Origin of the sequence: Aliiglaciecola lipolytica (assembly GCF_018860635.1) — a bacterium.
Classification (GTDB): domain Bacteria; phylum Pseudomonadota; class Gammaproteobacteria; order Enterobacterales; family Alteromonadaceae; genus Aliiglaciecola; species Aliiglaciecola lipolytica_A.
Window position 1 is genome coordinate 1 of the sequence record NZ_JAHKPT010000021.1, and the last position, 26,330, is coordinate 26,330.

26 protein-coding genes and 1 tRNA gene are annotated in these 26,330 nt (G+C 39.0%); 18 read left to right on the forward strand and 9 right to left on the reverse strand.

Annotated features, from left to right (window positions below):
• Positions 1–3 precede the first annotated feature (3 nt).
• Both KO530_RS08515 and KO530_RS08520 read right to left on the reverse strand, forming a co-directional pair.
• Positions 4–957: a transposase gene (locus KO530_RS08515; RefSeq protein WP_216047999.1), complete on the reverse strand. Its 954-nt coding sequence runs from the start codon at positions 955–957 to the stop codon at positions 4–6.
• A gap of 215 nt (positions 958–1,172) precedes the next feature.
• Positions 1,173–1,910, reverse strand: a complete 738-nt coding sequence (locus tag KO530_RS08520; protein WP_252729055.1) for an SDR family oxidoreductase — start codon at positions 1,908–1,910, stop codon at positions 1,173–1,175.
• A gap of 111 nt (positions 1,911–2,021) precedes the next feature.
• Between KO530_RS08520 and KO530_RS08525 the strand changes: the two genes are divergently transcribed.
• The 3 genes from KO530_RS08525 (at position 2,022) to KO530_RS08535 (ending at position 5,385) form a co-directional block, all read left to right on the forward strand.
• Positions 2,022–2,909, forward strand: coding sequence for a LysR family transcriptional regulator (locus KO530_RS08525; RefSeq protein ID WP_216048000.1), 888 nt, complete (start codon positions 2,022–2,024; stop codon positions 2,907–2,909).
• A 392-nt stretch (positions 2,910–3,301) separates the two neighbouring features.
• Positions 3,302–4,603: a site-specific integrase gene (locus tag KO530_RS08530; RefSeq protein ID WP_216048001.1), complete on the forward strand. Its 1,302-nt coding sequence runs from the start codon at positions 3,302–3,304 to the stop codon at positions 4,601–4,603.
• Positions 4,604–4,686: 83 nt separating this feature from the next.
• Complete coding sequence (locus tag KO530_RS08535; protein WP_216048002.1) at positions 4,687–5,385, forward strand: hypothetical protein; 699 nt, start codon at positions 4,687–4,689, stop codon at positions 5,383–5,385.
• A 726-nt stretch (positions 5,386–6,111) separates the two neighbouring features.
• Here KO530_RS08535 and KO530_RS08540 read toward each other — a convergent pair.
• Entirely contained in the window at positions 6,112–6,639 is a 528-nt protein-coding gene (locus tag KO530_RS08540; RefSeq protein ID WP_216048003.1) for a hypothetical protein, read from the reverse strand.
• Positions 6,640–6,869: 230 nt separating this feature from the next.
• The gene (locus KO530_RS08545; protein WP_216048004.1) at positions 6,870–7,790 is read right to left on the reverse strand and encodes a nuclease-related domain-containing protein; all 921 of its coding nucleotides are present in this window, start codon (positions 7,788–7,790) and stop codon (positions 6,870–6,872) included.
• A 116-nt stretch (positions 7,791–7,906) separates the two neighbouring features.
• Here KO530_RS08545 and KO530_RS08550 point away from each other — a divergent pair, with 116 nt between their 5' ends.
• The 5 genes from KO530_RS08550 to KO530_RS08570 all read left to right on the forward strand — a co-directional run bounded on the left by KO530_RS08550 (position 7,907) and on the right by KO530_RS08570 (position 13,190).
• Complete coding sequence (locus tag KO530_RS08550; RefSeq protein ID WP_216048005.1) at positions 7,907–8,869, forward strand: hypothetical protein; 963 nt, start codon at positions 7,907–7,909, stop codon at positions 8,867–8,869.
• A 104-nt stretch (positions 8,870–8,973) separates the two neighbouring features.
• Positions 8,974–9,198 carry a helix-turn-helix transcriptional regulator gene (locus KO530_RS08555; RefSeq protein ID WP_216048006.1) on the forward strand — a complete coding sequence of 75 codons (225 nt, stop codon included), beginning with the start codon at positions 8,974–8,976 and terminating at the stop codon, positions 9,196–9,198.
• The gene (locus KO530_RS08560) at positions 9,198–10,604 is read left to right on the forward strand and encodes a DUF5906 domain-containing protein (protein ID WP_216048007.1); all 1,407 of its coding nucleotides are present in this window, start codon (positions 9,198–9,200) and stop codon (positions 10,602–10,604) included. Before KO530_RS08555 ends, KO530_RS08560 begins: the two co-directional genes overlap by 1 nt.
• A gap of 357 nt (positions 10,605–10,961) precedes the next feature.
• Positions 10,962–12,188, forward strand: coding sequence for a GmrSD restriction endonuclease domain-containing protein (locus KO530_RS08565; protein ID WP_216048008.1), 1,227 nt, complete (start codon positions 10,962–10,964; stop codon positions 12,186–12,188).
• Entirely contained in the window at positions 12,189–13,190 is a 1,002-nt protein-coding gene (locus KO530_RS08570) for an MAE_28990/MAE_18760 family HEPN-like nuclease (protein WP_216048009.1), read from the forward strand.
• Between the two features lie 133 nt (positions 13,191–13,323).
• On the opposite strand, the gene KO530_RS08575 is transcribed toward KO530_RS08570, so the two are convergent.
• Positions 13,324–13,400: transfer RNA gene (locus KO530_RS08575), tRNA-Ile, on the reverse strand.
• 177 nt (positions 13,401–13,577) lie between these two features.
• The gene (locus KO530_RS08580; RefSeq protein WP_216048010.1) at positions 13,578–14,990 is read right to left on the reverse strand and encodes a YdgA family protein; all 1,413 of its coding nucleotides are present in this window, start codon (positions 14,988–14,990) and stop codon (positions 13,578–13,580) included.
• 356 nt (positions 14,991–15,346) lie between these two features.
• On the opposite strand from KO530_RS08580, the gene KO530_RS08585 reads away from it, so the two are divergent.
• The 7 genes from KO530_RS08585 (at position 15,347) to KO530_RS08615 (ending at position 21,791) form a co-directional block, all read left to right on the forward strand.
• Positions 15,347–15,676: a hypothetical protein gene (locus KO530_RS08585; RefSeq protein WP_216048011.1), complete on the forward strand. Its 330-nt coding sequence runs from the start codon at positions 15,347–15,349 to the stop codon at positions 15,674–15,676.
• A gap of 429 nt (positions 15,677–16,105) precedes the next feature.
• Positions 16,106–16,444, forward strand: a complete 339-nt coding sequence (locus KO530_RS08590) for a DUF3718 domain-containing protein (RefSeq protein ID WP_252729057.1) — start codon at positions 16,106–16,108, stop codon at positions 16,442–16,444.
• A 627-nt stretch (positions 16,445–17,071) separates the two neighbouring features.
• Entirely contained in the window at positions 17,072–18,067 is a 996-nt protein-coding gene (locus KO530_RS08595; RefSeq protein WP_216048012.1) for a response regulator, read from the forward strand.
• A gap of 2 nt (positions 18,068–18,069) precedes the next feature.
• Positions 18,070–18,555, forward strand: a complete 486-nt coding sequence (locus tag KO530_RS08600) for a PAS domain-containing protein (RefSeq protein WP_216048013.1) — start codon at positions 18,070–18,072, stop codon at positions 18,553–18,555.
• Between the two features lie 142 nt (positions 18,556–18,697).
• Positions 18,698–20,404, forward strand: coding sequence for a DUF1566 domain-containing protein (locus KO530_RS08605; RefSeq protein ID WP_252729059.1), 1,707 nt, complete (start codon positions 18,698–18,700; stop codon positions 20,402–20,404).
• A gap of 1 nt (position 20,405) precedes the next feature.
• Positions 20,406–20,912: a DUF1566 domain-containing protein gene (locus KO530_RS08610; protein WP_216048015.1), complete on the forward strand. Its 507-nt coding sequence runs from the start codon at positions 20,406–20,408 to the stop codon at positions 20,910–20,912.
• Between the two features lie 90 nt (positions 20,913–21,002).
• Complete coding sequence (locus KO530_RS08615; RefSeq protein ID WP_216048016.1) at positions 21,003–21,791, forward strand: DUF2884 family protein; 789 nt, start codon at positions 21,003–21,005, stop codon at positions 21,789–21,791.
• Between the two features lie 13 nt (positions 21,792–21,804).
• Here KO530_RS08615 and hemW read toward each other — a convergent pair whose 3' ends face one another.
• From hemW to queC, 3 genes are read right to left on the reverse strand one after another with little or no spacing between them, the layout of a single operon-like run.
• Positions 21,805–22,944, reverse strand: coding sequence for a radical SAM family heme chaperone HemW (hemW, locus tag KO530_RS08620; RefSeq protein WP_216048017.1), 1,140 nt, complete (start codon positions 22,942–22,944; stop codon positions 21,805–21,807).
• Entirely contained in the window at positions 22,941–23,561 is a 621-nt protein-coding gene (locus KO530_RS08625; RefSeq protein ID WP_216048018.1) for an XTP/dITP diphosphatase, read from the reverse strand. Before KO530_RS08625 ends, hemW begins: the two co-directional genes overlap by 4 nt.
• A gap of 14 nt (positions 23,562–23,575) precedes the next feature.
• Positions 23,576–24,232, reverse strand: coding sequence for a 7-cyano-7-deazaguanine synthase QueC (queC, locus tag KO530_RS08630; protein ID WP_216048019.1), 657 nt, complete (start codon positions 24,230–24,232; stop codon positions 23,576–23,578).
• Between the two features lie 112 nt (positions 24,233–24,344).
• On the opposite strand from queC, the gene queE reads away from it, so the two are divergent.
• From queE to KO530_RS08645, 3 genes are read left to right on the forward strand one after another with little or no spacing between them, the layout of a single operon-like run.
• Positions 24,345–25,028, forward strand: coding sequence for a 7-carboxy-7-deazaguanine synthase QueE (gene queE, locus KO530_RS08635; RefSeq protein ID WP_252729112.1), 684 nt, complete (start codon positions 24,345–24,347; stop codon positions 25,026–25,028).
• Positions 25,029–25,042: 14 nt separating this feature from the next.
• Entirely contained in the window at positions 25,043–25,459 is a 417-nt protein-coding gene (locus KO530_RS08640) for a hypothetical protein (protein ID WP_216048021.1), read from the forward strand.
• Positions 25,460–25,462: 3 nt separating this feature from the next.
• On the forward strand, positions 25,463–26,305 hold the full coding sequence (locus KO530_RS08645) for a transporter substrate-binding domain-containing protein (RefSeq protein WP_216048022.1): 843 nt from the start codon (positions 25,463–25,465) through the stop codon (positions 26,303–26,305).
• The last annotated feature ends 25 nt before the right edge of the window (positions 26,306–26,330 follow it).

A 26,330-nucleotide genomic window follows, 5' to 3' on the forward strand; every position in this document is an offset into this window, starting at 1 on the left:
TCGTTAGCCTACAGAATTTTTTTGCCGACGTTTTCGCTTGTAACGCTTTAAAGTGTCTGTTTGCCCAGCAGCCACACTAAAATTAGTTTCAAATGTTAGAAACATATCTTGCCAGGTGTGTTCATCCAACCCTAAACGTTGCAATATGGGTGATTCACTCATATCAATTGCCCCTCTTTTATTGGGATTAAGACTGCGACCAGATAGGTCAACCAACTTAAGATATTCGACTAAATCGAACATTAGTCCCTGCGGTTGTGGCTGTTTTGGGTTGCCAACAAAGGGCATTAACGTAGATGGCTGATAACCTTTCTTAAAATCATGAATACGGCGTTTCACACTAGTGTGGTTAGATGACTCTGGGGTTGTTGCCATTTTTGCCCGGATAGGGTTTAAGTCTACGTACACCATGCAAGCTGCCAATGCATGTTCATCCAATAGTGCTTGTGACTTGAATCGCCCTTCCCAAAAGTGACCGGTACAGTCATCCTCTTGATTAGCTTGTCGAGCAATAGGCTCATTCAATTCTCGCATAAACCAGCTAATGTCGGTTAAGCGATTATGATAAACGGACAAGGTTGACTGGAGTGTGATTTGTTCATCGTCTGTGAACACGGGAGCTTCTTTTGAGGTTAACCTCTGTGAGAGCAAGGTTCCTTTGTGAAGCTTGTGCCAGCGCTGAGCAATCTCTGTATCCGTCCAATGTTTAGCTTTGTCAGCATTCACATGTAAAACCACATGGGTGTGATTGCTCATCACTGCATAGGCACAAACTTCGATGGCAAATACGGTGGTTAAAAACAATAACCTGTCTTCTACCCACTGGCGACGATGCTCATAGCTTTTCCCTGTCAGTTCATCTTCACCACACAAAAAGGCACGCCGGACACATCGGGATACACAATGATAATAAGGAGTATCTGAAAGATTGATTTGTCGCTTCCTTGCCAGTGGCATAATTCACTCCCTGAATTAATCATACTAAAGCATAGTTGATTCTATTTTCCTAAGAGTCTAGTTCTAGTCTAGTTTGTGGCTGTCCATGAATAATATCCTAAGAGTCTAGTTTGTGGCTGTCCATGAATCATAATAAATATGTGGCTGTCCATGAATAATACGAATCCACGAGATCATCAAGTAACCCAAATTACCTTTTTGATATGGGGGACTCCTTAAATGACTCCGCCATTGGCACGTATTACTTGACCATTGATCCAGCCCCCATCTGTACTTGCCAAGAACGACACTACAGATGCAATATCATCTGGTGTTCCAAGTCTCCCAAGCGGATTTATTTTGGCCATACGGTCTATCAACTCGTCCGATTTGCCGTTTAAAAACAATTCAGTTGCTGTCGGCCCCGGAGCCACGGCGTTAACCCTAATATATTTTCCAAGCATCTCTTTGGCCATAATTGCCGTTAGGGTTTCTACAGCCGATTTTGTAGCAGCATATACACCGTAATTCTCTAGTTTGAGACCCACCACACTTGTCGAAAAGTTGATCACACGTCCGCCATGATTAAGCCGGACTGAAGCCTCTCGCAGAGTATTTATCGTCCCCTTGAGATTAATATCAATTTGTCTGTCGACGTGTTGTGCATCCGCTTTGGCAAGAGGTTGAAGATCCATAATTCCAGCGTTGTTCACTAACACCTCAACATTCCCTAATGTTGATTCCACTTGGTCGAACATGGTACTCACCGAAGCGGCATTAGATACATCAGCTTGGTGAGCAATTGCGCGGCCACCAGCCTCTGTAATTTGTGTAACTACATTTCTTGCAGCGTTTTCACTGCCTACATAATTCACCACTACGGCAAACCCATCATTTGCCAAGCGTCTAGCGATACTGGCCCCGATACCTCTTGAAGCGCCGGTTATTAAAGCTACTTTGTTAATACTTATCATAATTATTCCTCAGAAAAGATTGTTTGTTTGAGCGATTGAGAAAGTATCATTTTTCATATTCCGAATAATTAGCTAATATTCGGAATGACTATCCGAAAATTATGAATAATAATGGACAGAATCGATGCTATGCGCGTGTTTACGCGGGTCTTGGAGAGACAGAGCTTTACCAAAGCCGCCGAAGACTTGAATATTGCCCGTTCCACAGTGACCGATGTGGTGAAGAGGCTTGAAAAAAGAATTGGTGTTGTTTTACTTGAGAGAACGACGCGACAAGTCACTCCAACTATAGATGGTGAAGCATTTTATCGACGATGTTTATCGATAATCCAAGACGTTGATGATGCAGAGACCGTATTTTCAGGGGCAAAGCCCAAAGGAGGATTACGGGTCGATGTACATGGTACGTTGGCTCGCCACTTCTTAATGCCTAAACTCCCGCAATTTCTAACCGCTTACCCGGACATTGAGCTGTATATGAGTGAGGGTGACCGGTTTTCAGATGTCATTCGTGAAGGTATTGATTGTGTCATTCGGGTTGGAACGCCAAAAGTAGAAGACTTAGTGAGCAAACAAATTGTGTTATTGGAAGAGGTAACAGTGGCCTCTTCCGAATATTTGAGGCTATTTGGTACCCCAGCTAGTATAAAAGATCTCAAAACCCACAAAATCGTTGGTTTTCGGGCTACGGGAAGTAGCGTGGCAACGCCGCTGGAGTTCTGCATTGAAGGCACGATAAAAACCGTCTCTCCCAAAATATCACTGACCGTTAATGCTGCCGAATCATTAGTGGCTGCGGCGAGACTAGGCCTAGGTATTGTCCAGGTTCCTCGTTATCATGTTCAATCAGATATAAAAAACGGTACATTGATTCCAATACTGGAAAATTATCCTCCCACTCCTTCCCCAGTATCTATTTTGTACCCACGCAATAGGCAGCATGCTTCGCGGGTAAAAGTATTTATTGATTGGTTGGAGACCGTGTTTTTAGACACTTAGTAATGCAGCTATTGATCTTTGAATGTTGAATCTCGTCAATTATTCGAAAACTATCAAATAAGAGTGATGACCCATTGTGGTCGGGATGGTGTTATCAATCGGGTAAGATGAATGCTGATCCCCGTTTATTGGGTAGAGCCGATTTATATAGAAAAAATGGTGGCCCGACCCTGACTTGAACAGGGGACCTGCCGATTATGAGCGCGAATTTTGGGTGTTTTTCAGTGAATTTCAATGAACAGTAAAATCCTCCAAAGTTAAAATAAATTCAATTAATACAATAAGATAAAAGTTTACCTTTGTTCTTGGTTGTTCTTTCTAATTCTTCGAAGCATAATTATAGCGCTATATATCTGCTATAAAATTTGAAAGAGCTGAAAAAAGGGACAAAAATGGCAAAGCGAGAAAAGATAACTATTTCCAGTATCAAGGCCCTTGTCGTCGATGATAAGCGGGTCAATGATACTGAGGTCCCAGGTTTTCATGCTCTTATTAGCCCAAAAGGCAAAATTACCTTTTACTTGTACTACAGGTATAACGGTAAACAGGTTAACTACAAGCTAGGCATTTATGGCGAAATCACGCCCAGCCAAGCAAGAGACTTAGCAAAAGCTAAAGCTGGTGAGGTTGCCAACGGTGTAGACATACAAGCAGTTAAAAAGACTGCCAGAGAAGATACCAAACTGGCAAAGCTAACCAAGCTAGAATCTTTTCTTGATGAAAAGTACTTACCTTGGCTAGAAACCAGAAATGAAAAAACCGCAGCAAGAATAGTGAAGAGTATTAAAACAGGGTTTCCAAATTTGCTCACTAGTCAGCTATCTACCATTAATGCTTGGACCATTGAAAAGTGGCGAAACGAAAAACGTAAAACCGGCATTAAGCCAGCAACGATTAATGGTTATGTAAACTCATTGAAGGGTGCAATGAGCCGTGCCGTTGAATGGGGTTTGATTCCTAACCATGATTTATCAAAAGTAAAAGCACTTCGTGTAGACAATGCTGTTGTAAGATTTCTAGATAAAATGGAAGAGCAAGAGTTATTAGCTACTTTGCAAAAACGAGACAAACGCATTAAAGACGAAAGAGAAACTGCCAATCTATTCAGGCAGCAAAGAGGCTACCCACTTTTGCTTGAATTGAGAGACTGCAACTATGCTGATCACTTAGAGCCAATAATCATTATTGCAATGAATACTGGATTAAGAAAAGGCGAGTTACTTTCATTGCGCTGGGAAAACGTAAATCTAGTTAATGATGTTTTAACTATTTCAGGTTCAAATGCTAAATCGGGCAAAACTCGCTATGTACCGCTTAACCAAAATGCCAAACAAGCCTTTAAAAACTGGTTAGCCGATGTAAATCAGGCTAAAGCTATTGATACCCCTTTAGCTTTAACAGACACTAAAGGGGTAAATGAAATAGCTAAAGCTAATGGGTACGTTTTCGAAGGTGAAAACGGCAATCATATAACAGACATTAAAAAATGCTGGGGCAACCTATTGGAAGAAGCTGGGATAACCAAATTCCGGTTCCACGACTTAAGACACCATTTTGCCAGCAAGTTAGTTATGGCTGGAGCGGATCTCAATACCGTTCGTGAACTACTAGGGCATAGTAATTTAGATATGACATTGCGTTATGCGCATTTAGCGCCAGAGCATAAAGCAATAGCAGTGAGCTTGTTGAACTAATTTTCTATATCAAATTACTACTAAACCATTTATTCTATTTAAATAATGCTAATTAATTTATTAAAATATGGAAGTTTTCTAAGGTGATAAAAAAACATTTTGTAATTTATCTTTGGCTATTTTTTTGCACTAACGTTCATGCTGTAATGATTAGAAGTTCAATTGATTCATTTGTTGATACAGATACAGATCTAGAGTGGATGCGGTTTGGTGTTAATAATTTCTACACTTTCGATGAAACAATTGCTTTGTTAGCATCAGGGAGAAAGTATTCTGACTGGAGGTTAGCGACTAGGGAGGAGGCGTATAAACTATGGCTCAACGCTTTCTTTGGAAAAGGTGCCGAATTCGAGGTTGTTATTGACGAACAATTCCATTTTTTGTCCGCATCTGATGATTCGTCAAATGAAGCAAATAGCGATTCTATATGGGAAGGTGTATTTGATGTGATGGGTTATAATCATAAATACGCAGCTAACACCTACATTGAGGAGAATCAAGCTCAAGCTTTATTCTTAAATCAAGACGGAACGGTTGGTTATGTTTATTTTAATGATAACAAAAATAGTCCTACTTTCGGATATCAAGCTGATGACTTTGTCCTGATGAGCAGTTTGTACGAAGATGCTTCAGATCTTCGTGAAAATGATCATCCCGTTTACAGTACGCTTCTTGTAAGAAATATTTATATAGTATCTGAACCCCCAATATTGATCTTTTTTGGCTTGTTCAGTTTTTATATTGTCAACATTTCCCTAAAAAGAAAACTAAATTTTTGTTAAAATTACTATTAATTCACAAAAGCGAATTTCACATTTATGCAGATAATTTCTGAGTCAAATTTATAGCAACATCATTTTTGTCAGGTTAAGAAATGTCTAGCTTCTGATTTTTAAAAAGTTATACAAAGCAGGTGAAATATAAATGTAATTATCTGTATATAAGAGTGACTATTATGGTGACACAATTACCACACTTGATTACTTTTTCTTTTTTAAAGATTCTAATAAGGCTAAAAGAGTTTATAAAAAATAAAAGTTCAAGGTTCTTTAATAATCTTACTTAAAAGCTTTAGAATATTTTTCGACCAATAATTAAGTTTCCGTCAGGGAAATATGCTTTCATAGTTTCAAAATACAGGCTATTATTAGGTATTAGGACTTATACATAAGGGACTTGGTATCTCTATTTGAGATCCGACTTTCTTGCGCTCCAAATTAAAAATTATTAGAGTAATTGCTTTATCCGCTTGATGGTAAGTTTTCAAATCCAGTAAGCCATTACAAACTTTAACGTTTATTTTTAGATATTTCAGATAATGCGAAGCGGCAAAGGCCGCTGGCAATAATGCTTGCCAGCCATATTTATCCAACTTAGTCTAGCTCTACCTTTGTGGACTTGGAATTGGTTTTGGTTGAGGAATTGGATTCTGACCTTTAACATTTCGAGGTGGCGGAGGCGGAGGCGGAGCTGGTTTTTGAGTCATAAATTTTTCCTTTGAATCTTAGTTAAATGAGCGAAAAGTAAGGGTAATAAGCAATGGATAATAACAATAATGATATTAGCATTGCCGTATTACTCAGATAAAGGTTGTAAGATTTTTTATCATTGTTCACAGTGTTAAATGCTGCGTAATCTCTAAACATAGTAAGAAGGTACTCATCGAATGCCTCATTTGTCCATTTCTCATACTTATCTTTATCTTGAATAAAATAGAAGTCATATATCTCTTGATAGTAGTTTTCTATAACAACTGCATTCGGAATCATTTTATAAGTATAGCCATACCAAGATTTTATAAAGAAGAATATTGACAATAAAAGCGTAATGCAACCAACTATGTAAATTGTTATAAAGATACAGCTTTGTTCATCTACTTTTTCTTTTATATTGTCATTAAATAAGAAGAATGCCATGGCTGTTAAAATAGCAAATGCAGTCATAGGGAGCTTTAACCTACCTAACAACTTTTCTCTGACATCTAGCTCATGAAAATATAATTTTTCATAAAGCTCTTTCCTTTCGATAATTTTCATATCTATTAAATCCTTTAATAAAAGCTTACAAAACGAAGAAGGGGATCAATGAAGTTTGCATACTAACTATTGCATGTATGCTCAGGTTATCATGAAATTATTCGTTTACAACGGTAATAGAGGTATAAGCTAAGGACTTAAAACTGAATGACTAAACTTGCTATAAAACCTTTAAATATTCTGCTATAACTAAAATTCAAAAGCGTGTTGATACTAAGAGCCAATTAATTTCAAATTATTGGACTTTTCGATAAACAGTCTTGGCAATTCACCGAGTAAGTTTCTTTCAATTTCGATACTTTAGTATTTTTGCTCTTACATTCAGGACAGGGCATCTTCATTGATGTGTTAGTGTCACACTTGTTGCACTTAACAAAGTAACCATAGCGGCCATGTTGAGGCGTTAAGTCTTTTGATTCGTCACAATTTTTGCACCGAATTAAAGGCTTTTGAGTAATCCCCCCCAAATTACTGTTAGTTTCTGACTTTTCAACTTTTTTGGGCACTGGTTTTGATTTTTGAACTAGAAAATCACAAATCGATTTTAGTTCATCTTTATTAAAATCTGCTCTGCTATCAAGTGTCAAAGTCGTTACGATTTTGTTTCTTAGTTTCATCACCTTCTTGAGCTTGTCGGCTATAAACTCAGTTTTGACTACTTGTTCAGATATATTTTTAGGAATGCTATCTCTAGCGATCATGGAGTTACTCGATATTGCACATATATTATGCCAACAACGCATACCGAAACTTTGAGCTTTGATGCCAAAAAGTTTTGGGAGTATTTCCAATCTATGTTCGTGTAAATATTCTTTTAGCAATTTTTGCTGTAGTTCAACCTGCTTTATCGGTGAGGCCATTCCAGTCCATTTATTACCAACTGTTCTTGACCATTCCCCTTCTTTATTAACATGAACTTCGCCATTGATACTTTTGGATTCAATCAAAACGAAACCAAATGGGTAAACAACCAAATGGTCGATTTGTGCATTTTCACCGTTATAGGTAAAACTAAAATCATTAATAACGTGTACTTTCTTGTGGTCTTTAAAAGCCCTTCGTAAGTAAAACGCGACATCTTTTTCCTGTTGTTGGCCTGCAACCGTGCGCGGATCAATAGCATTTACTATCTGCTTGTCCTTAAGAATCATTTTCTATATCTCAATGGCTTTTCGATATTTAATTATATAGGTAAGTTCTTTACCTGTTGTTATTTGTATATACTCCCAAGTACAAGGGGATATAACAAAAGCGGTTTCTTACAGGCATGTTTAAAAAAAAATATTATAGAATCAGTGAATTGTCACGAAACACAGAGATTCATTTAGAAGACTATGAGTACATAGTAGAAAACTTCAAGGAAGATCTTTACGCAAAAGTATATGACCAACCAGTTGTAATTATCTCAGCAAATAGCCTGTTTTCTGACCAAAACTTAAGTGATTTACCAAATGATTGGGATGAGTTGGCAAGACAAGCCGAGGTATTAGAGTCAAATTCAGTAACTACTTATACAGGACTGACGGTAGGCCGTTATTCAGGTTTAATTCGACTGGTTAAAAATTCTAAAAAAGATATTTTAAGAAATCAAAACATAACTACATGTCATGTAATTTTAGATGAACTTAAAGGACTAAAATTTTCATCTAACATATATCCTTTTGATACCTATTTACCAAATGAAGTACTTACTAATTGGGATAGTCACGAATATGCTGAACTTCCCATAAGCGGTTTAGAATCCTTCCTAATAACATCGACTTTTGGGCAATTGCAAAAATGTTATCGTAAATTCACTCTCCAAGACCTTATTGTTACCGATCATCAAACTGAACATGTTAAACAGTTACTTATTGCCCATGAAGAGCCGCCAATACCGACAGAAGTAGCAATTGAAAGTGCAAGGGAAACAGGTCATGAAATAAAGAGGGATTTCAATTTTGAATTTGATGTTCCAATCGGCAACGACTTTAATCAATTACTTTGTATGATGCTAAAAGATGATTTGGCAATTTCTGCCAAAGCCGCATGGGCTGTGTTAGAAAGAGAGGTAGCGACTGATGAAGGAGATCGAGATTATGATAATTACAACATTCTAAGGTCAATTTCAGCTACCGAAGTTTGTTGGACAAGTCGTTATGGAAATGATGACTATTTTCAGTTTCCAAGCATGGGGCCAACATTAACTCGACTAAGGAAAAAAGTTAAAAAACAACTAAATTTCAACTAAATATTAACGCTGAGCTTAATCAACTTAACGCTGAGCTTAATCGCATATTTTACCCGTGTATGTTCCTAGTTGTTCACTAAACAACAACTCAGGAGTACCAAGTTATGTTGAACAACCGAAAAAGAGCACTATCAGAAATAGAAGCATCAGAATACATCAGCATGAGCCGTTCGTTCTTGCGCCAAGCAAGAATGGAAGGCAATCGTGACAATCGCACACCGGCACCGCCATTCATCAAAATAGGACGCTCAGTCCGTTACCTTCGTGATGATTTAGATGCTTGGCTAGAAGGGTTTTCAAAACTATCCCATTTAACAGGGAGTAGGTAATGAAAAATTTAATTGATAAATCTTCATTCAAAAACACCGTTAACGTAACGGAAGAATCACCACCGTTAAATCCTTTAACCGTAACGGGGGAATCATCAATATTAAATCCCGTATACGGAATTAATACCGTTAACGGTAAATCTTTGACGGAAGACGATCTTACGAAACTGCGTCAACTGAACAAAACTTATGCTCATGTTGTAGTGGGCGGCAAACATAAAGTAGCTTCTAAGATTGTATGTCCAACAATTGGAAGTACATTAAGCTTAGAAAGTTTGGCCGATTATAAAAACCGGTTTCTAACTGAAGAAAAAATTGCAGGATTAAACCAAGGCGAAGCATGGCTGAAATGGAAAGGTAAAAATTATAAGCCTGACGGTTTGAATTTTTATCCTTCACCGGAGCTGTGCCCTGAGAGTGTCTACAATTTGTATGAAGGATTTGCAGTTGCTCCAAAGAAGGGGGATATAGGCATATTCCTTTTTCATATACAAGAAGTTATCTGTTCGGGGGATAAAAAAGCATATGAGTTTGTATTAGGATGGTTAGCGCACCTTGTACAAAAACCAATGGAAAAGCCCGGAGTTGCTATTGTCTTAAAATCGGTAGAGGGAACAGGAAAGGGAACTTTCTTTGACCTACTTAAACGTATATTGGGAACGCATGCTTCACAAGTTAATGGCGCATACCAATTAACAGGACGATTTAATAGTGTTGTTGCCAATCAACAGCTTGTTTTTGCAGATGAAGTGGACCTAACCGATCCGAGAACTGCCGATAAGTTAAAGGGACTGATAACAGAGCCTCGCGTCTGTCTAGAGCGAAAAGGAATCGATCCGGTTCATATGCCGAGCTTTACGCGGTTTATATTTGCCAGTAATCATGATCAGGTACTGAAAGCTGGCGGGAGGGAGCGCCGCTTTCTGGTGCTAGAACCGTCATCTACTTATGCGCAACAAGAAAATTATTTTAAACCTTTGTGGAATTGGATAAATGAAGAAGGAGCAGCGCATTTTCTCCACTTTTTGTTGAAATACGACATAACTGAATTTGATTCTAGAAGGGCTCCGATCACACAAGCGTTATTGGAAGAGAAGCTACATAATCTTTCCCCGTATCAGCAGTTTATGCTTGAAGAGCTAAGCAAAGAACGACCATTTGACGGTGCCGTTAGGTTAAGTACAAAGGATATGGTAAGTAGATGTCGTATATGGCTTGAAGATAATGGTTATCAAATTGCAATGCCTAGAATTCGCAGTTCGATTGGCAAGCTTATTCAGCGCATGAGGATAGATAAACATGGTAAACATGGCCGTGATGCAATGTACGAACTTCCTTCAACCTCAGATATGCAAAACAGCTTTGCAACGTTACTTGGTCATGAGAAAAGCGATATTTTCGATTAACGATATACCTATCTCACCTATACCACCTCTATCAATTTGGGGCAGGTGGGATAGGTGGGATAGGATTTTATTGTTTTTCAGTTCTCATACTTGGAGTGCTGTAAACGATTGTACTGCCAATAACGTAATTATATTTGAGCACTAATAGCTGGCGTCGGACTCAAGTTACAACATTCCGCGGCGATATTTAATGTTCTATTCATCGTACGAAATGACTCAATTATTACTTGTTAAAATTTAAAGATAATAATTACTTTGGAAATCACTTATCCTATTTTTTCTTCCCATGAGATAGTAAAGTAACGGGAAAGTATAATTAACCAGAACAAGTTAAATGGTGACAGGAGTATGATTAGATTGGAAGAAATAACTTGGAAATTAGAGAATTCAGATAGTTTCGTAGAGGCAGAAAAAAAACTGTGGGTTGAACAGTCTAAAATATTATCCAAGCAGATGACCTTAGATGAGATTAATGAGAAGTACGAAAACGGAGAACAACGCATTGTCACGGAGTCTAATAGGGAGCGCTTACCCAATTTCGTTACGGCATTGGAGAATAGAAATTATATGGATCTTAGGCCTTTTTATCAACGTAGATCTAGATGGGATACAGATAGACAGTCGAAATTAATAGAATCATTCATTATCAATATACCGGTACCGCCAATATTTCTTTATGAACGAGATTTTAACTCTTATGAAGTAATGGATGGCCAACAACGTATAACAGCAATTAAAGATTTTTATACGAATAAATTTACGCTAACTGGGCTTGAACTTTGGCCTGAACTCAATGGCATGATGTACACCAATCTTCCTTCGAAAGTCAAAGCAGGCATCGATCGGCGTTCTATTTCTTCAATAGTTTTATTGAAAGAGTCAGCTCCAGACGACGAGGAAGCAACTTTTCTTCGTCAAGTAGTTTTTGAACGCCTAAATACAGGGGGAATTAAACTGGAAAAGCAAGAAATTAGAAACTGTCTCTATAAGAGTCCATTTAATGAACTTTTATTTGAACTTGCAGAGATTGACGAGTTTAGGAAAGCTTGGAATTTGCCTTTATTTTCTAAAGAAGAGAGAAACATTTCTATTTCACTACCTATTCATAAAGATACCTTTTATAAAAAAATGGAAGATACTGAAATGATTTTGAGATTTTTTGCACTTCGCCATGCAAATCAATATAGGAATGGGATGAGAGGATTTCTTGATCTTTATATGTCAAAAGCTACTTCATTTCCCAAAAAAGATCTTTCGGAACTGGCAATATTATTCAAAGACGTTATCTGCCTTGCTGACGCTATTTATGGAGAGCTACTATTTAGAACTTACGACCCAGTTAAGTGCCTCTGGGATAAGGCGCCGTCAAAAGCATTTTATGATGCTGTAATGGTAGGATTGTCTGTAGTTATTAGTGACTTAAATATCAATAATTTAATTAAAAATCGCGCAGCAGTTATCCAAAGTACCAAAGATTTATTCTCAAAGTATTCTGAAGGCGAGCTTACAGGAAGGGCAAACTCTAAAGGCGACGTAATAAGGCGAATAAGTATCTTTACAGATATGATTAATGAGCATTTATAAATGTTTTCTGCCCAACTAAATACAGTCGAAAATAAAATTTTATCTATAACAAAAACGTTACAGTTTAAGTCTGCAATTATTGAATTCCTGCCAAAAGAAAATGAATGGGAAAGTAAAAAAGTTGCACTTCTTAAACAATCATTGCCGGATATACAGGAATGGAAAATTTATGACCATAGCGCCTGTTTTAATTCACTTTACAATTTGTATGAAACTTTCGTACATAAACTTATTGCAAGCGTATTGATGGATTATCAATCACATACTCCATATAGTGAACTACCTGAAATTCTAAGAGACAGACATTCAATAGGCACAGGTGAAATACTACAAAAAATATCGCAAAACAAATACAATCATATAAACAAAGCAGATTTGCATAAGGAATTATATCTTTGCTCGTTAGAAGGGCAACAATATAGCATTACACCGGAAACTATTTGTGCACATGACAATAATATTAGAACGGACGTACTTTCTGATTTGTTTAATAGGGTTGGATATCATCAAATTGCTAATTATCTAGAAAACTGTAATAGAATAAGAGCTGTAGTTGAATATTCTGAACACGCAACTTGTCAAAAACTTTTAAAGGAATTTGTTGATCGAAGAAATGATTGTAGCCATGGAGAAGTAGACGAAATTTTATCTACAAACCAGCTTCTTTTCTTCTGTAACTTTGTCAGAACACTTTGTTTTTCGATAGGTGATTTTGCTAAGAGCAATCTATTGAATGTGCATGCCGAGAAAGAAATAATTACTAAGCGCGGAACGGTTGTTGAATGCTATAAAAATAATGCCTCCGTTTTGAACGTATGTTCAGGTCAATATTCTGTAGGCGACAAAATATTTGTAAATTACAACGGCATTTTTAAATCAGCATCAATTCAAAGTATTCAAATAAATGATGAAAATACGGATAATTGTTTAATTTCTTCCGAAACCGAAATTGGCTTGAAAACCGACTTAAAATTAAAAGCAGGAATGGCGTTATTTCTTTAGTATTAAACGAATTAAATATTAGTATTACAAACTAATAGTAGAAAAGTAATTTATTTTTTCGCTACAAATCAGCTACAAAAATTTGAATTGAATTGTAATGTTAGCAGTTACTATCGATTAAACCCTTTGAAAATGGTGGCCCGACCCTGACTTGAACAGGGGACCTGCCGATTATGAGTCGGATGCTCTAACCAACTGAGCTATCGGGCCATTTGAGGATGTTTGGAACTTGGATTTCCAAAACGGTGCGCAGTATAAGCAGTTTTTTTGGCGTTGTCATTATTTTGTATGGCTGATATCACCGTTTGCTTAATATTTGTGCGTTTTTGTTGTGGAGCGATGAAAAGGTAACGGTTAAGCTACCTTTTCTCGTGGTTTTTTGCAAAGTTAGTAGGGCAAAGGGATAGCATTGCCATTCAAAACTGCATTTCCGTCCTTGAGTGAGAACTCTAATATCAACTTATCATCCTTTTCCACTAGAAAGCCTTGTAACTTGAGACCTTCGATCATGTTTGGCACTTGCTGTGCTGCGATAAGTTCTATTTCTTCTTGTGACATCTCGGCCGTTTGTGGGTTTAGTTGCAACTGGCTAGTCACGTAACGAGTGAATAATAAGTTTGCGACATCTTTATCTAGTTCTAGTTGCGTTTCTGAAACTGTGTGATCGATCCAGAATTTAGGGTCTGCAGTTGCATCTGGCATTGCATCAATTCCAACTAATTGATTGTTGCTGTGCCCTGATATCTTTCCTTCCGGTAAATTGGCTGAAAGTTTGCTGATGTTTAGCTGTGGTTGGCTTTGTAAAAGCGGTAGCAAGTTTTGGGTTATGAAGCTCATTGATTGTTGCTGCATTTGATATTCGTCTAATCCAGATAAGGATTTTGCAAACTCTTGATATGCTTTGATGAACACTAGGCTTATACGATTTGTTTCAACATCTAATTTAATGTCGGTCACATCGTAGTCCATGGCTTTGACACTCTCAATCTTTAAGTTCTGAGCGATATTCATGAATTGTTCTTGCTCATCAATTTCTGATTCCACTGAAAACAATAGTTCTTTTAGTTTAACTGACTGTTCCGTTTCGCCAACTGCTAACAAATTCATTTTATCGATTTTCATTGCCGCATTTGATTCAAATATTTCGCCACTCATCGCTGCGAATAGTTCACCTTCGGATTCCATTGAAATTTCGAAATTTTCTATTTCGAATTTACCTTCGTCTGACGTAAACTGAAACGACTTCATATCTCCTTCATACGAAAAGCCACTACCTGATTGTTCTCCTTCCCCCTGATAACCAGAAAAAACGACTTTCTGATTTTCACTTTCTTCAATAACAGAGAATGGCACAATGCGATCTTCCATATCGATACCACCTAACAAACCCTTACCTATGGTAAGTTCGTAGAAATTGGTATCTTCTGGCCAATCAAGTTTACTTCTTAATAAATCACCGTTATAAACTAGTTCCCAATTGATCAAGCCGATATCCAATCCATCGGTAAAAATCACTGGACCATGATGAGACGTAAAGTCCAATAACACCTCTGTATCGTCATCAGCCCAAGGTATGTCTGAATTAGCCGCCATTTGAGCTAATGAAATTTTGACTTTGAGTGTGCCATTGGAGCTGAACCAACCATCTTTTAATTCTACAACTTCTACGTTGTAGCCATTAATTTTATTGATTTCAGTTATATATTGGTCAATGTTACTACTGACTTGTGTGCTGATGTATTTAGGTAATATAAGAATTGCAGCTAAAACAATGGTGAGAACAATATAGCGTTTTTTCATTGTATGAAACGTCCTTGAAAACCGTTAAATATTCCTTAGAAACGGCTTGATTTTTAAAGTGAAGTAGAAAGATTATTCCTACTGATGTTAATTGGAATTATGACATAGTGTCCTGCTCAATTAAACTGACTGTGAGCCAACATTTGCGGCATATAAATTTTCGCTAATACGATAAATGTTTATATACTGTTAATTATCTCCTAAGCTAAATTCTCTATTTGGGCCTGTAAGAATTGCCAAATCTGCTTGAAAGTCAATTAAATAGGGGTGCAAGGTAGAAAGAACTTTGTTACATTCAAACCACAGTTACAGATTTAAAATTATACAAATGGCAATTCGCCATTGCGGAGACGTTTATGACTGAAAAACCTTTCTTAGTGAGTGGTAGAAACACCATAATTCACAAAATAAGAAAATTGGATTTACTTATTCTTAATGGTGAAGAAAACCCGCCAGTGTTAGTAACACACAAAGCCTTGAAGCAATTTACCGGTAAAGTACCGGAAAATAAACGTGAAGCTAAGTTGCAAGATATCGAGTTAGTGGATGTGACTGTGACGGATGTGTTTGGTGATGAAAAAACATTAATTTTTGTGCAAACCCTGAATGGTAAAGAGTATAAAATTGATTACAGCAAAGTCGACTCTCCTCTATTTATCAAGATTCATCAAGACAACGCGTTTTAGCCGATCTGACGAGGCGGCTTTAACTGGCCGCTTTGCTATTTACTCTTAAACGTTTACTAGCTTCTTGTTTTTATCACCTCAACGTTATTCTTCTACATTCAAATCTTTGGTCTTTAATTTACTCTGATCAGTGGCTTTTTCGCTGCTCTACTTTAAATACAAATTCCCCTGTATGTAACAAAGCGTGTTCAATTCAGGTTAATTGACAGTTTTCCACGATAGTCCATCGCACTTTTTTAACGGCTTATCTCTTAGTCTCATGTATCTGTAACTTGGCGATATTTTCTGTGCGCATTGGCTTTTTCCTCTTACGGTTAATATCAAGTCTGCTTTGTTCTGGAAATAAAAGGTAGTTGTTACTAAGGCGGATAAAAGCCCAAATGACATTCATTTAGGCACAAATCAAAGTTAAACAATGGTGGAACTGAAATGAAATTTTTGAATAACGTGAAAAATAAAAGATTAATGTTTGTAGCGGTTATGTTGGGTGCATTTGCAACGAATAGTGCGTTAGCCGCTTCTCCTTTTACATCATCTCAAGAAGCTTCCCTTATTAAGGTTTGCAAGGCTTTAAAGAGTGATAATCCCAGACAACTTCAAAAAGCCATAAAATCGGGCAATTTAAATTATAAAACCGTAGCCAAAGGGTTGGTGTGTAATGGTAAATCAGCCGTTGATTTTGCGGCAATGCATGAAGCTCATGAAACTGCTGGATTTTTAGCCCGCAAGGTTAATCTCAGTTACGACAATAGGTTGGCAAAAAGATAGTCATTGCTAAGGATTTAGTGGAAATGTTGGTGTTCCATGGGCTAAAACCCATGCTACAGAAGATTTTGTGACATAGAAGCCACAAACCAAAAACGTTAACGACAGCAAAGGAGGTGTTTAACCCAGAATAGTGTGATTTCGTCACAATTCGCTGTAAATCAACGGATTGTATGAATAGATTTAAGTATCGGCGTAGTGAACCGATGAATACATGCTTTTGAAACCCATTTTTTAAACATGTATTAATTCCTGGATTATATTGAGGCTGATAGTTGCAAAACACAGCCTCTTTTTTTTGCGCCTTGGCTATCTGAAAATACCGAATAATTTCTTCCTAGTTGCAAACTTTGTGTTTATTTAATCGACTATCTGCACAGGCGATTGATTTGCCACAAGTTTGAGTAAGTAAGCAAAAATCAAAAATATGCGAATCACAGCTTTAATCATGATCCCCATCAAATTAAACACGGCTTTTAATTGGTGTTATTTTCAAACACTGCTATTTATTAACATACAGCAACTGACAAGCGAATGAATTTTCTAGCTTTTGTTGAAAATTTTTACCCTTAAGTTGTGACTTAATTTCATCCAATGTCTTATCGTTTTAAATAGTGAATATTTATTAATATGTTTTCAGTGTTGATATGTGACGATTCTATGGTCGCGCGCAAACAAGTCGCTAAATGTCTTCCCCGAGATTGGGAAGTTGCGATTCATTTTGCTAAACACGGTAAAGAAGCAATTACTGCGATAGAAGAAGGAAAAGGGCAGTTAATGTTTCTTGATCTCAATATGCCGATAATGGACGGTTATGAAACGCTGAAAATGCTGCAAAAAAATCAACTGAACTCGCAAGTTATTGTCATCTCTGGTGATGTGCAGCCAACAGCCCATGAAAGAGTCAAGGCTTTGGGGGCCATCGAGTTTATCGAGAAACCGGTCAATCCTGAACAAATTCATGCAGTGTTGGTTAAACACCAATTCATTGCTAAAGAACAAATAGAAGCGCAAATTCTTGCCTCTTCTTTGCCCGCAGACATACGTGATTGTTATCAAGAAATAACTAACATTGCCATGGGGCAGGCGGGCGATCACTTAGCCCGTATGTTAAACGTGTTCGTCAAACTACCGATTCCTAATGTAAACCTAATTGAAGTGTCTGAACTGCATATGATGCTGCAAGACATTGAAGATAAAGACTCTGTTTCTGGCATCTGTCAGGGCTTTTTAGGGGCCGGGGTGTCGGGGGAAGCTCTGTTTATTCTGAGTGATTCAAGTTTTGGCGATGTGGCTAAAATAATGAATGTTACGGAGGAAATCGACGACCAAGTGCAACTCGAATTACTCATGGATGCCGCCAACATTTTAATTGGTACATGTTTGCGGGGCTTTGCCAATCAGCTTGATTTAAATTTCAGTCAAGGGCACCCCATTGTGTTGGGCCAACACAGAAGTGTATCCGAGCTTATTTCACATAATAAGGCTAAGTGGCGCAGAACTTTAGCCATTGAGCTTAGTTATGGTTTAGAAGGATACAACGTGCAGTGTGATTTGGTGTTGTTGTTTACCGAAGAATCGATGCAGGTGATGAACTATAAACTTTCACACCTACTGGAGGATTAGCCATGCCGATAAATTACGAAATGGCAGAATTCCATTGGATGATGGATATGGTACAAAACGTTGATGTGGGTATAGTGGTGCTGAATCAAGATTTTGTGGTCAAAGTGTGGAATGGATTCATGGAAAGCCACAGCGGTTTGTTGCCAAGTCAGGTACAGAATAAAAGCCTGTTTGAATTATTCCCCGATATTCACCCGCAATGGTTTCGCCGCAAAACGCGCCCGGTATTTGAGCTAGGCACTCGGGCATTCATGACTTGGGAGCAACGCCCATTCTTATTTAGATTTCCTAATTACCGTCCTATAACTGGTAGTGAAGATTTTATGTATCAAAACATCACTATTTCCCCGTTAGCTAGTGCAACTGGTGAGGTAAGTACTATTTGCATGATGATTTACGATGTCACTGATGTGGCCGAAAATAAAAAAAGGTTGGAGTCGGTACAAGTCAAATTGAGCGCATTAGAAGAAAACTTAAGAAACAGTTAAATCTAGACTAGCCCCTTATTTTACCCTTTATTAAATCCATAACCTTTGTTTGGTATATTAATTGCTAAACTTAAATCAATGACGCACAGACGTATCTATTTGCTAATCGATTAAAATTGATTGATCAATTATGGGGTTATTTTTGAATTACTTACTATTTCTTAGACAATACAAGGTAGTAGCAGTTATCGCTATGGTTTTACTGCTCGCCAGCTGCTCAGGAAGCTCCTTAGATAGTGACACTAATCAGCCAACCCCCGATGTATTGGTAAATGCAGGTACCAATAAAAGTGTTAATGAGCAAAGTACCGTAGTGCTTAATGCCACCGCCCAAGGTACAACAGATACGCTAACATACAGCTGGAGCGCTTCGCCGGCGTTAACCATTACCCATGAAGATGCTAATTCACCCGCAGCAACTTTTATTGCTCCCAGCGCCACAGAAATATTAACTTATGTACTCACTTTGGTGGTAACCGACGAAAATGGGAATCAGGGCTCTGATACCGTTGAATATCAAATAAACCCAGTTAATGAAGCGCCCAGTGCACTTATCGAAGTTCTTAATCCTGTTATCAATGGTAGCTACCCTGCAGGCATAGAAATTACCTTAGATAGTAGTGCTAGCAGCGATGTCGATCCAGCGGACAGCCTTGACCCAATAGCGGCATGGCGCTGGCAACAAACTGCCGGAACCAATGTGCTAGATAATGTGAGTTTAGATGGTGATAGCATCGCGTTTGTTACGCCGATTTTGGATGATGCAAATGCGTTAAGCTTCGAATTAACGGTTACCGATCAAGAAGGTGCGCAGGATACAGCCTCGATTACGCTGCAGGTACTAAGTGCTAGCCAAACTCAGCCTTTAGTCGACGCTGGTGTTGATCATCAAGTCTTTTCTGGCGAAATCATACTGCTCACAGGCGCAGCCAGCACCAGCATCCCTGCTGGTCTTCCGTTGCTATTCGACTGGTTAAATGATTCAGAGTTAGTGCCAGTGATTAATAATCGTAGTGCAGAAAAAACTTATGCCATCGCGCCTTTAGTGACCCAAACTGAGCTTGTTACTTTTACGCTTATGGTAACGGATGCATACGGAAATGAAGTGGAAGACAGCATCAACGTGCGGATTAAGCCTCTGCCGATTAGCAATATGAATGACACAGGCGTTACTTTACAAGCCTCTTTGACACAAAATGGCACACAACATCAGTCGGCGTTCCCAGGTCAAGATGGTCAACGAGGGCAAGACATCATTAGCGAAAATGGCTTGTTAGAAAAAGCCGGACGTGGAGAGCAAGGATTCGACTTTACCAAACTAGACGCGATTGGTGATGAACAAGATGATACTAGCCAAGATTGGAGCTGTGTGCGAGACAATACTACTGGTCTGGTGTGGGAAGTGAAAACCGATGATAGTGAATTGCATGGCGCCGAACATTCGTTCAGTTGGTATCAAGAAGATTTAAACGGTGGTTACGAAGGTACGCAGGGCAGCTTAAGTTTAACCTGCGATAATGATCAATGTGATACCGAGTCATTCGTAGCAGCGGTCAACCAAGCCGGACTTTGCAATTTTTATGATTGGCGATTACCCACCCATAATGAACTACTTTCGTTGGTTCACTACGGTAATGTTACGGGGACCAAAATAGATTTAAATTACTTTCCTTATACCGACGATTTTGTGACATCTCCGCTTTGGTATTGGACCAGTCAACCCAGTGCTGATGGCGTATCTGACGATGCTTCACAAACCGCTTGGGCCATTGATTTTTCCACTGGCAATGATAACTTTTTAAACAAATCAACCTTAGGCAAAGTACGCTTAGTTCGAGGAGGACGTTAATATGAAATTAACTCTGGTTGCCTGTGTCATGTCGTTACTCAGTGGTGTAGTTTCTGCGCAAACTTGTTTGTCTGATTCGCCTGCTACGGCGTCTGAAACCCAATTTATTGATAACGGCGACGGCACTGTTACCGATACCGATCATGATTTAATGTGGATGCAATGTAGTTTAGGGCAAACCTGGGAAAACGGCACTTGCACTGGGGATGCCGATGCATTGACCTGGCAACAGGCCCTGCAGCAAGCCCATGGTTACGAATTTGCAAGTTTAGACGGATGGCGATTACCTAACGTAAAAGAACTGTCTAGCCTCACCGAAAGACAGTGCGTAAGACCTGCGATTAATGAAACACGCTTTCCTAATACCCCTTCAGATGATTATTGGAGTTCAACGCCGTCGTTGTCTGATTCGCAAAGAGCTTGGGTTGTCGCGTTTTTCAATAGTAGTAACTCAATCAAACAAAAAGACCTATTTGTGTTTGTAAGATTAGTGCGTACTGCCGATTAACTTGTATTTTATCCGGCTTGTCTATTCACTACTTTTTTTCCTACCAGATTCAGTCCACAATAAACGCTGAGTCATTATTGGTATGTATGAATGCGAGCTTTGCTGTTAATAATATGTTTGGTTTATCCGCTGACTAGTTTTGCGGATCTCAAATGTGACATTGATCTAAAATACGGTGTTGTGGTGAACGATCGCCAGATCCGTGTTGTGGATGATAACAGCCGTACGATTTATCAAATCAATGATACCAATCAATTGATTGTGTTTGGTGATGTTATTCAACTTGCGCCTAAACAATTGGCTGATCTGCAAGACTTCTCCACTGGAATACATTATGTGGTGCCAAAAATGATTATTTTGGCCACTGAAGGTGTGCAACTTGCTGTTGAAACGGTAGAGCACGTCTATCAGGGCTTGGTTGGCACCGATAATACAAATTACGAAAAAGTCCAATCTTCACTGCAGCGGGTGCAAGATCGCATTAAAGAAAAATTCATTCAAGCCAATGAAAACTTTTACATCGGCCCCGGGCGCTTAGAAAACGTCAATGATTTAGTTGATCAAGAAATAGAAGAGCAGTTGGAAAAGGCCTTCAACACCTCTTTAGGCGGCGTGTTGTCTGCTATTGGTGGCCTAAGTGATGGTGGCACCGAAGAAACCGAGCAAAAAGTAGATGATTTGTCACAGCGCATTGAAGCAATGGGACAGGAATTGGAAAGGCAAGTGGGCTCTAAAGCACAATATTTACGCAAGAAAGCCCACTGGTTTTGTAAAAAAATGAATCACTTAGATCAAATCGAAGAAAACTTACGGGAAAATATTCCGGAGCTGAAAGACATCAATGTCATCATTACTTCAAAAACCAAGATGACTGACTAAAAATCTAGTCAAATCACACCAACGTTTCGAGCAAGGTGTTCAAGTAGCGTTTGCCCAGAGATGTTAATTGCCATGCATTTGGCGTCTCTGATAACAGCCCTTTTTGTACCGCTAACGCCAAGTTTTGTCGCAAGGGTTTAGTCAGAGTTTGCCCGGTGAGCATTTCGTAATCCTGTTTCGGACAAGCCTCTAGTAAACGTAAACGATTCATAAAAAACTCAAATGGCACATCTTCAGGTGTGACTTGCCAAGTTTTAAATCGATAATCTTTACTTAAATCCATATAACCCCGAGGATGCTTAACTTTTTCTGTGCGGGTTATTAAACCGCTTTTGGGGTCGCTAATTTTACTATGAGCGCCACAGCCTATCCCTAAATAATCTCCAAAGCGCCAATAGTTTAAATTATGTCGACATTGCTGTTCCGGCAGACTGTAGGCACTGATTTCATATTGTTTATATCCCGCGACATCAAGCAAAGCCTGGCCCTGCTCTTGGATATCCCAAAGGATATCGTCATCCGGCAAAGTCGGTGGTTTGGAATGAAATTGGGTATTAGGTTCTATGGTAAGTTGATACCAAGACAGGTGCGGTGGCCTTTGCTCAATGGCAATCTTCAAATCACTCAACGCATCATCAATAGATTGATTTGGTAATCCGTGCATTAAGTCTAAATTGAAACTATTCAGGCCTGCGTTTCTAGCAAATTGCGCGGCATTTAGGGCTTGTGAATCATCGTGAATACGGCCCAAAGCGATGAGCTTTTCAGGCTGAAAACTTTGCACGCCAATGGAAATTCGATTAACCCCCGCTTGGCTAAAATCGTTGAACTTTTGACTTTCTACTGTGCCTGGGTTTGCCTCTAACGTTATTTCTGCATCTGCGGCTAAATTAACCCGCTGTGACACCCCCACCAATAGCGTACTCAGTGCTTCAGCACTTAGTAAACTGGGTGTTCCGCCACCGATGAAAATAGTGTTAACGGTGCGCCCTTTGACTTGTTGAGCATCGAACTCGAGATCTGCTAATAGATGTTGAACATACTCTTTTTCCGGGATGGCCTGTTTCATGCCATGGGAATTAAAATCGCAGTATGGACACTTTTGTACACACCAAGGAATGTGAATGTAAAGGGATAGCGGTGGGGCGATCAATCCACTAATCCAATTTTGTCGGATAAGCTTGCCAATAGCTTGGACATGGCTTTACCACGGTGACTAAGACGGTTTTTTACTTCCGCTGGCAGCTGGGCTGCGGTTTGGTTTTGTGAGGAAACCCAAAAGACCGGATCATAGCCAAATCCTTTCTCGCCTCGCCGTACTTGACTGATGTGTCCATGCCATTCGCCTTGGCAAATAATAGGCGTAGGATCTTCGGCCGATTGCATAAATACAATGACGCATAAAAAGCGCGCGCTGCGATTTTCATCTGCGACGTCTTCTAACTCAGTCAACAATTTATCGACGTTTTGTTGGTCCGTGGCATCGGCTGCTGCATATCGTGACGAATAGACGCCAGGAGCGCCCCCAAGGGCGTCTACTGCTAAGCCTGAGTCATCGGCTATGGCAGGCAGGCCAGTCAGCTTTGCGGCATGACGAGCTTTGATGATGGCGTTCTCCACAAAGGTGGTGCCAGTTTCCTCTGCCTCGGGCAGATCAAATTCACTTTGCGGCACAACTTCATAAGGAAAGTTTGCTAACAATCGTTCAAACTCTCTGACTTTACCTTTATTGCCTGTTGCCAGCACAATTTTTTGTTTTTGATTAGACATGCTTATTACTCGTATTATTCGTAGGCGAGGGGATCGGTTGCATTATTGTCTGCAAAAGCTTCAAGGCGCTCCTGACAGGCACCACATTTCCCACAGGCTTTTTCACGACCGTTATAACAGGTCCAGGTTTTATTGTAATCCAAGCCCATTTTTAAACCATCAGTGAGAATTGCCGTTTTGCTTACATCCAGATATGGACAAGCAATTTCAACCTTTTCGTAGTTAGCAATAGCGCACACATCATTCATCTTATGCACAAATTCAGGTCGACAATCAGGATAGATGGCATGGTCACCAGAGTGAGCGCCATAAAAAACTTTATTTGCATGCAATGAAACAGCGTAACCAACGGCCATCGACAATAAAATCATATTGCGATTAGGCACAACAGTGGTCTTCATACTTTCCTGTTCGTAATGGCCTTCAGGCACATCAATGTCAGAGGTTAATGAAGAACCGCCGATAAGTTCGTTGATAGCGGATATATCGATGATTTTATGCGCTATATTTAGCTCGTTACATACATTTGCTGCATAAGTCAGTTCTTTGTTGTGGCGTTGGCCATAGTCAAAAGACAATGCATAGACTTCATATCCTTCCTGCAATACTTTGTTAAGTACAGTGAATGAGTCCATTCCACCTGAAAAAATTACCACTACCTTTTGTGACATTTGCCTTGCTTCTCTATAATCTGTTGTTTTAATGCAGTTACAAATCTTTGACTGCAATCCGGAAAGGGCGAATTATGCCGTTAAGCGAGTCAAAGTGCTAGAGGAAGTCTATTTGCAAACTCCCATAGAATATAAAATAAATGAAGTGTTCGAGTCTATTCAGGGGGAAGGGGCATTAACCGGTGTGCCTTCCATATTTGTTCGATTACAAGGATGTCCAGTTGGCTGTGCTTGGTGCGATACCAAACATACTTGGACTTTAGACCAGCAATTTCAAGTAGATGCTGAACAGGTGATGGCCGAATCACAGGAGTCTGAGCATTGGTTTTCGACGTCAATTACACGATTGCTGAAATTGTTCGAAGCGCAAAATTATCAGGCCAAAAATGTAATTTTAACGGGTGGTGAACCTTGTATGTATGATTTGCGTCCATTATGTGACGCTTTATTTGAGCACGGTTATTCAGTATCAGTAGAAACCAGCGGAACCTTTGAAATAAAAGTAAGCCCAAAGACCTGGGTGACGGTTTCGCCGAAAGTCGATATGAAGGGAGGTTTTAAGGTTAGAGAGGATGCCATTTATCGAGCGAATGAAATCAAGCATCCGATAGCCATGGAAAAACATATTGAAGAACTTGAAGAGTTGTTAGTCTGGGCTAAGCAAACACCGGCCCCGTTAGTTTACTTGCAGCCCATTAGTCAGCAAAAAAGAGCAACTGAACTGGCGGTGAAAACATGTATAGCTAAAAATTGGCGGTTGTCGTTGCAAACCCACAAGTTCATTGGCATTGAGTGATGGAGTAGTTGTCGTTGGAAAAAATAGAAAAGTTCTTTAGTGAATATGGCAAAGCATTGGAGCAAGGTTTAGTTAGCAAAGTTTCAGAATTTTCTGGGAAACCACTGGTGATAGTGACGGACGAAACTAAGATGATTTGTCATTCTCAGAGTGAAATTGAGAATATTAATGGCGATATCATTGCTAAATTAAAAACCGGTGGTGTGGTCAAATATACACCCAAAATAATTCAATCAATGCGCTTATCTGACAGTGTTATTTTTGTGAAGGTGCGATGGGCGTTGTGCGATCAAAATGAGAAAGTCGTATTTAACTGCTATTGTTCTTATACCTTACAAATAGATGAAGTGGACTTGTTTAAGATTCTCATCATAGTGGTCGATGACGAACAAAAACAATTTAGTCAGTTGATGAAACAACACGGGGTTTAAGCAATGAAACAGATAATTGGAATGTTGATATTGTCAGTATTTTGCCATGTTGCCACAGCAGCAACATGGGAAATAACCTATCCTCGACCGATGTCCGACGATGATCGCCGCCAAGACTATCCAGTTAAGCTGCTAGCTTTAGCCTTAGACCAGACCGGAGTTAACTATAATTTACAAGCTGCCAATGTTGTTATGTTGCAGGAAAAGTCGTTAAAACAATTGGCAGAAAACAGATCTGTTAACGTTGTTTGGAGCATGACTGATACGGACAGAGAAAGTAGACTTTTGCCTATTCGAATCCCGATTTACAAAGGCTTAATTGGTTGGCGAGTATTTTTAGTTAAGAAAAATCGGCTTACTAAATTTAAGAACATAGATACAATGCAAAGCTTGCTCAAATTTAAGCCTATTCAAGGTTTTGATTGGCCCGATACTAAAATCTTACAGTCAAATGGGTTTGATGTCATAACCTCTAAAAACTATTCAAATTTATTCACTATGCTGGCGAATAATCAAGGTGACTTTGTTCCCCGTTCTTTAATCGAAGTTTGGAAAGAGTACGACGCCAATTTTATGGATGAATCCATTGTGGTTGAACCCACCTTAGGGATTAAATATCCGGCAGCCATGTATTTTTTCGTGAATAAAAGTAATCGTACATTAGCTAAGTTGTTAGAAAATGGTCTAGAAAAAGCCATCGCCAACGGCCAATTTGATAAATTATTTTTAGCAGAATTCAAAGATATTTTCGAGCGCTCGAATATGGACAAACGATTCTTTTTCCAAATCGATAACCCATTAATCGCACCCGAAATGCCAATCGACCGCAAAGAATTATGGTATTAACCACACAGTAGCATGGCCTTTAGGC

Bases quoted from the DNA above. Each gene is read 5' to 3' on its own strand.
- KO530_RS08515 (WP_216047999.1), bottom strand. From the start codon at position 957: ATGCCACTGGCAAGGAAGCGACAAATCAATCTTTCAGATACTCCTTAT.
- KO530_RS08520 (WP_252729055.1), bottom strand. From the start codon at position 1,910: ATGATAAGTATTAACAAAGTAGCTTTAATAACCGGCGCTTCAAGAGGT.
- KO530_RS08525 (WP_216048000.1), top strand. From the start codon at position 2,022: ATGGACAGAATCGATGCTATGCGCGTGTTTACGCGGGTCTTGGAGAGA.
- KO530_RS08530 (WP_216048001.1), top strand. From the start codon at position 3,302: ATGGCAAAGCGAGAAAAGATAACTATTTCCAGTATCAAGGCCCTTGTC.
- KO530_RS08540 (WP_216048003.1), bottom strand. From the start codon at position 6,639: ATGAAAATTATCGAAAGGAAAGAGCTTTATGAAAAATTATATTTTCAT.
- KO530_RS08545 (WP_216048004.1), bottom strand. From the start codon at position 7,790: ATGATTCTTAAGGACAAGCAGATAGTAAATGCTATTGATCCGCGCACG.
- KO530_RS08550 (WP_216048005.1), top strand. From the start codon at position 7,907: ATGTTTAAAAAAAAATATTATAGAATCAGTGAATTGTCACGAAACACA.
- KO530_RS08555 (WP_216048006.1), top strand. From the start codon at position 8,974: ATGTTGAACAACCGAAAAAGAGCACTATCAGAAATAGAAGCATCAGAA.
- KO530_RS08560 (WP_216048007.1), top strand. From the start codon at position 9,198: ATGAAAAATTTAATTGATAAATCTTCATTCAAAAACACCGTTAACGTA.
- KO530_RS08570 (WP_216048009.1), top strand. From the start codon at position 12,189: ATGTTTTCTGCCCAACTAAATACAGTCGAAAATAAAATTTTATCTATA.
- KO530_RS08580 (WP_216048010.1), bottom strand. From the start codon at position 14,990: ATGAAAAAACGCTATATTGTTCTCACCATTGTTTTAGCTGCAATTCTT.
- KO530_RS08585 (WP_216048011.1), top strand. From the start codon at position 15,347: ATGACTGAAAAACCTTTCTTAGTGAGTGGTAGAAACACCATAATTCAC.
- KO530_RS08590 (WP_252729057.1), top strand. From the start codon at position 16,106: ATGAAATTTTTGAATAACGTGAAAAATAAAAGATTAATGTTTGTAGCG.
- KO530_RS08595 (WP_216048012.1), top strand. From the start codon at position 17,072: ATGTTTTCAGTGTTGATATGTGACGATTCTATGGTCGCGCGCAAACAA.
- KO530_RS08600 (WP_216048013.1), top strand. From the start codon at position 18,070: ATGCCGATAAATTACGAAATGGCAGAATTCCATTGGATGATGGATATG.
- KO530_RS08610 (WP_216048015.1), top strand. From the start codon at position 20,406: ATGAAATTAACTCTGGTTGCCTGTGTCATGTCGTTACTCAGTGGTGTA.
- KO530_RS08615 (WP_216048016.1), top strand. From the start codon at position 21,003: ATGCGAGCTTTGCTGTTAATAATATGTTTGGTTTATCCGCTGACTAGT.
- KO530_RS08625 (WP_216048018.1), bottom strand. From the start codon at position 23,561: ATGTCTAATCAAAAACAAAAAATTGTGCTGGCAACAGGCAATAAAGGT.
- queC (WP_216048019.1), bottom strand. From the start codon at position 24,232: ATGTCACAAAAGGTAGTGGTAATTTTTTCAGGTGGAATGGACTCATTC.
- KO530_RS08645 (WP_216048022.1), top strand. From the start codon at position 25,463: ATGAAACAGATAATTGGAATGTTGATATTGTCAGTATTTTGCCATGTT.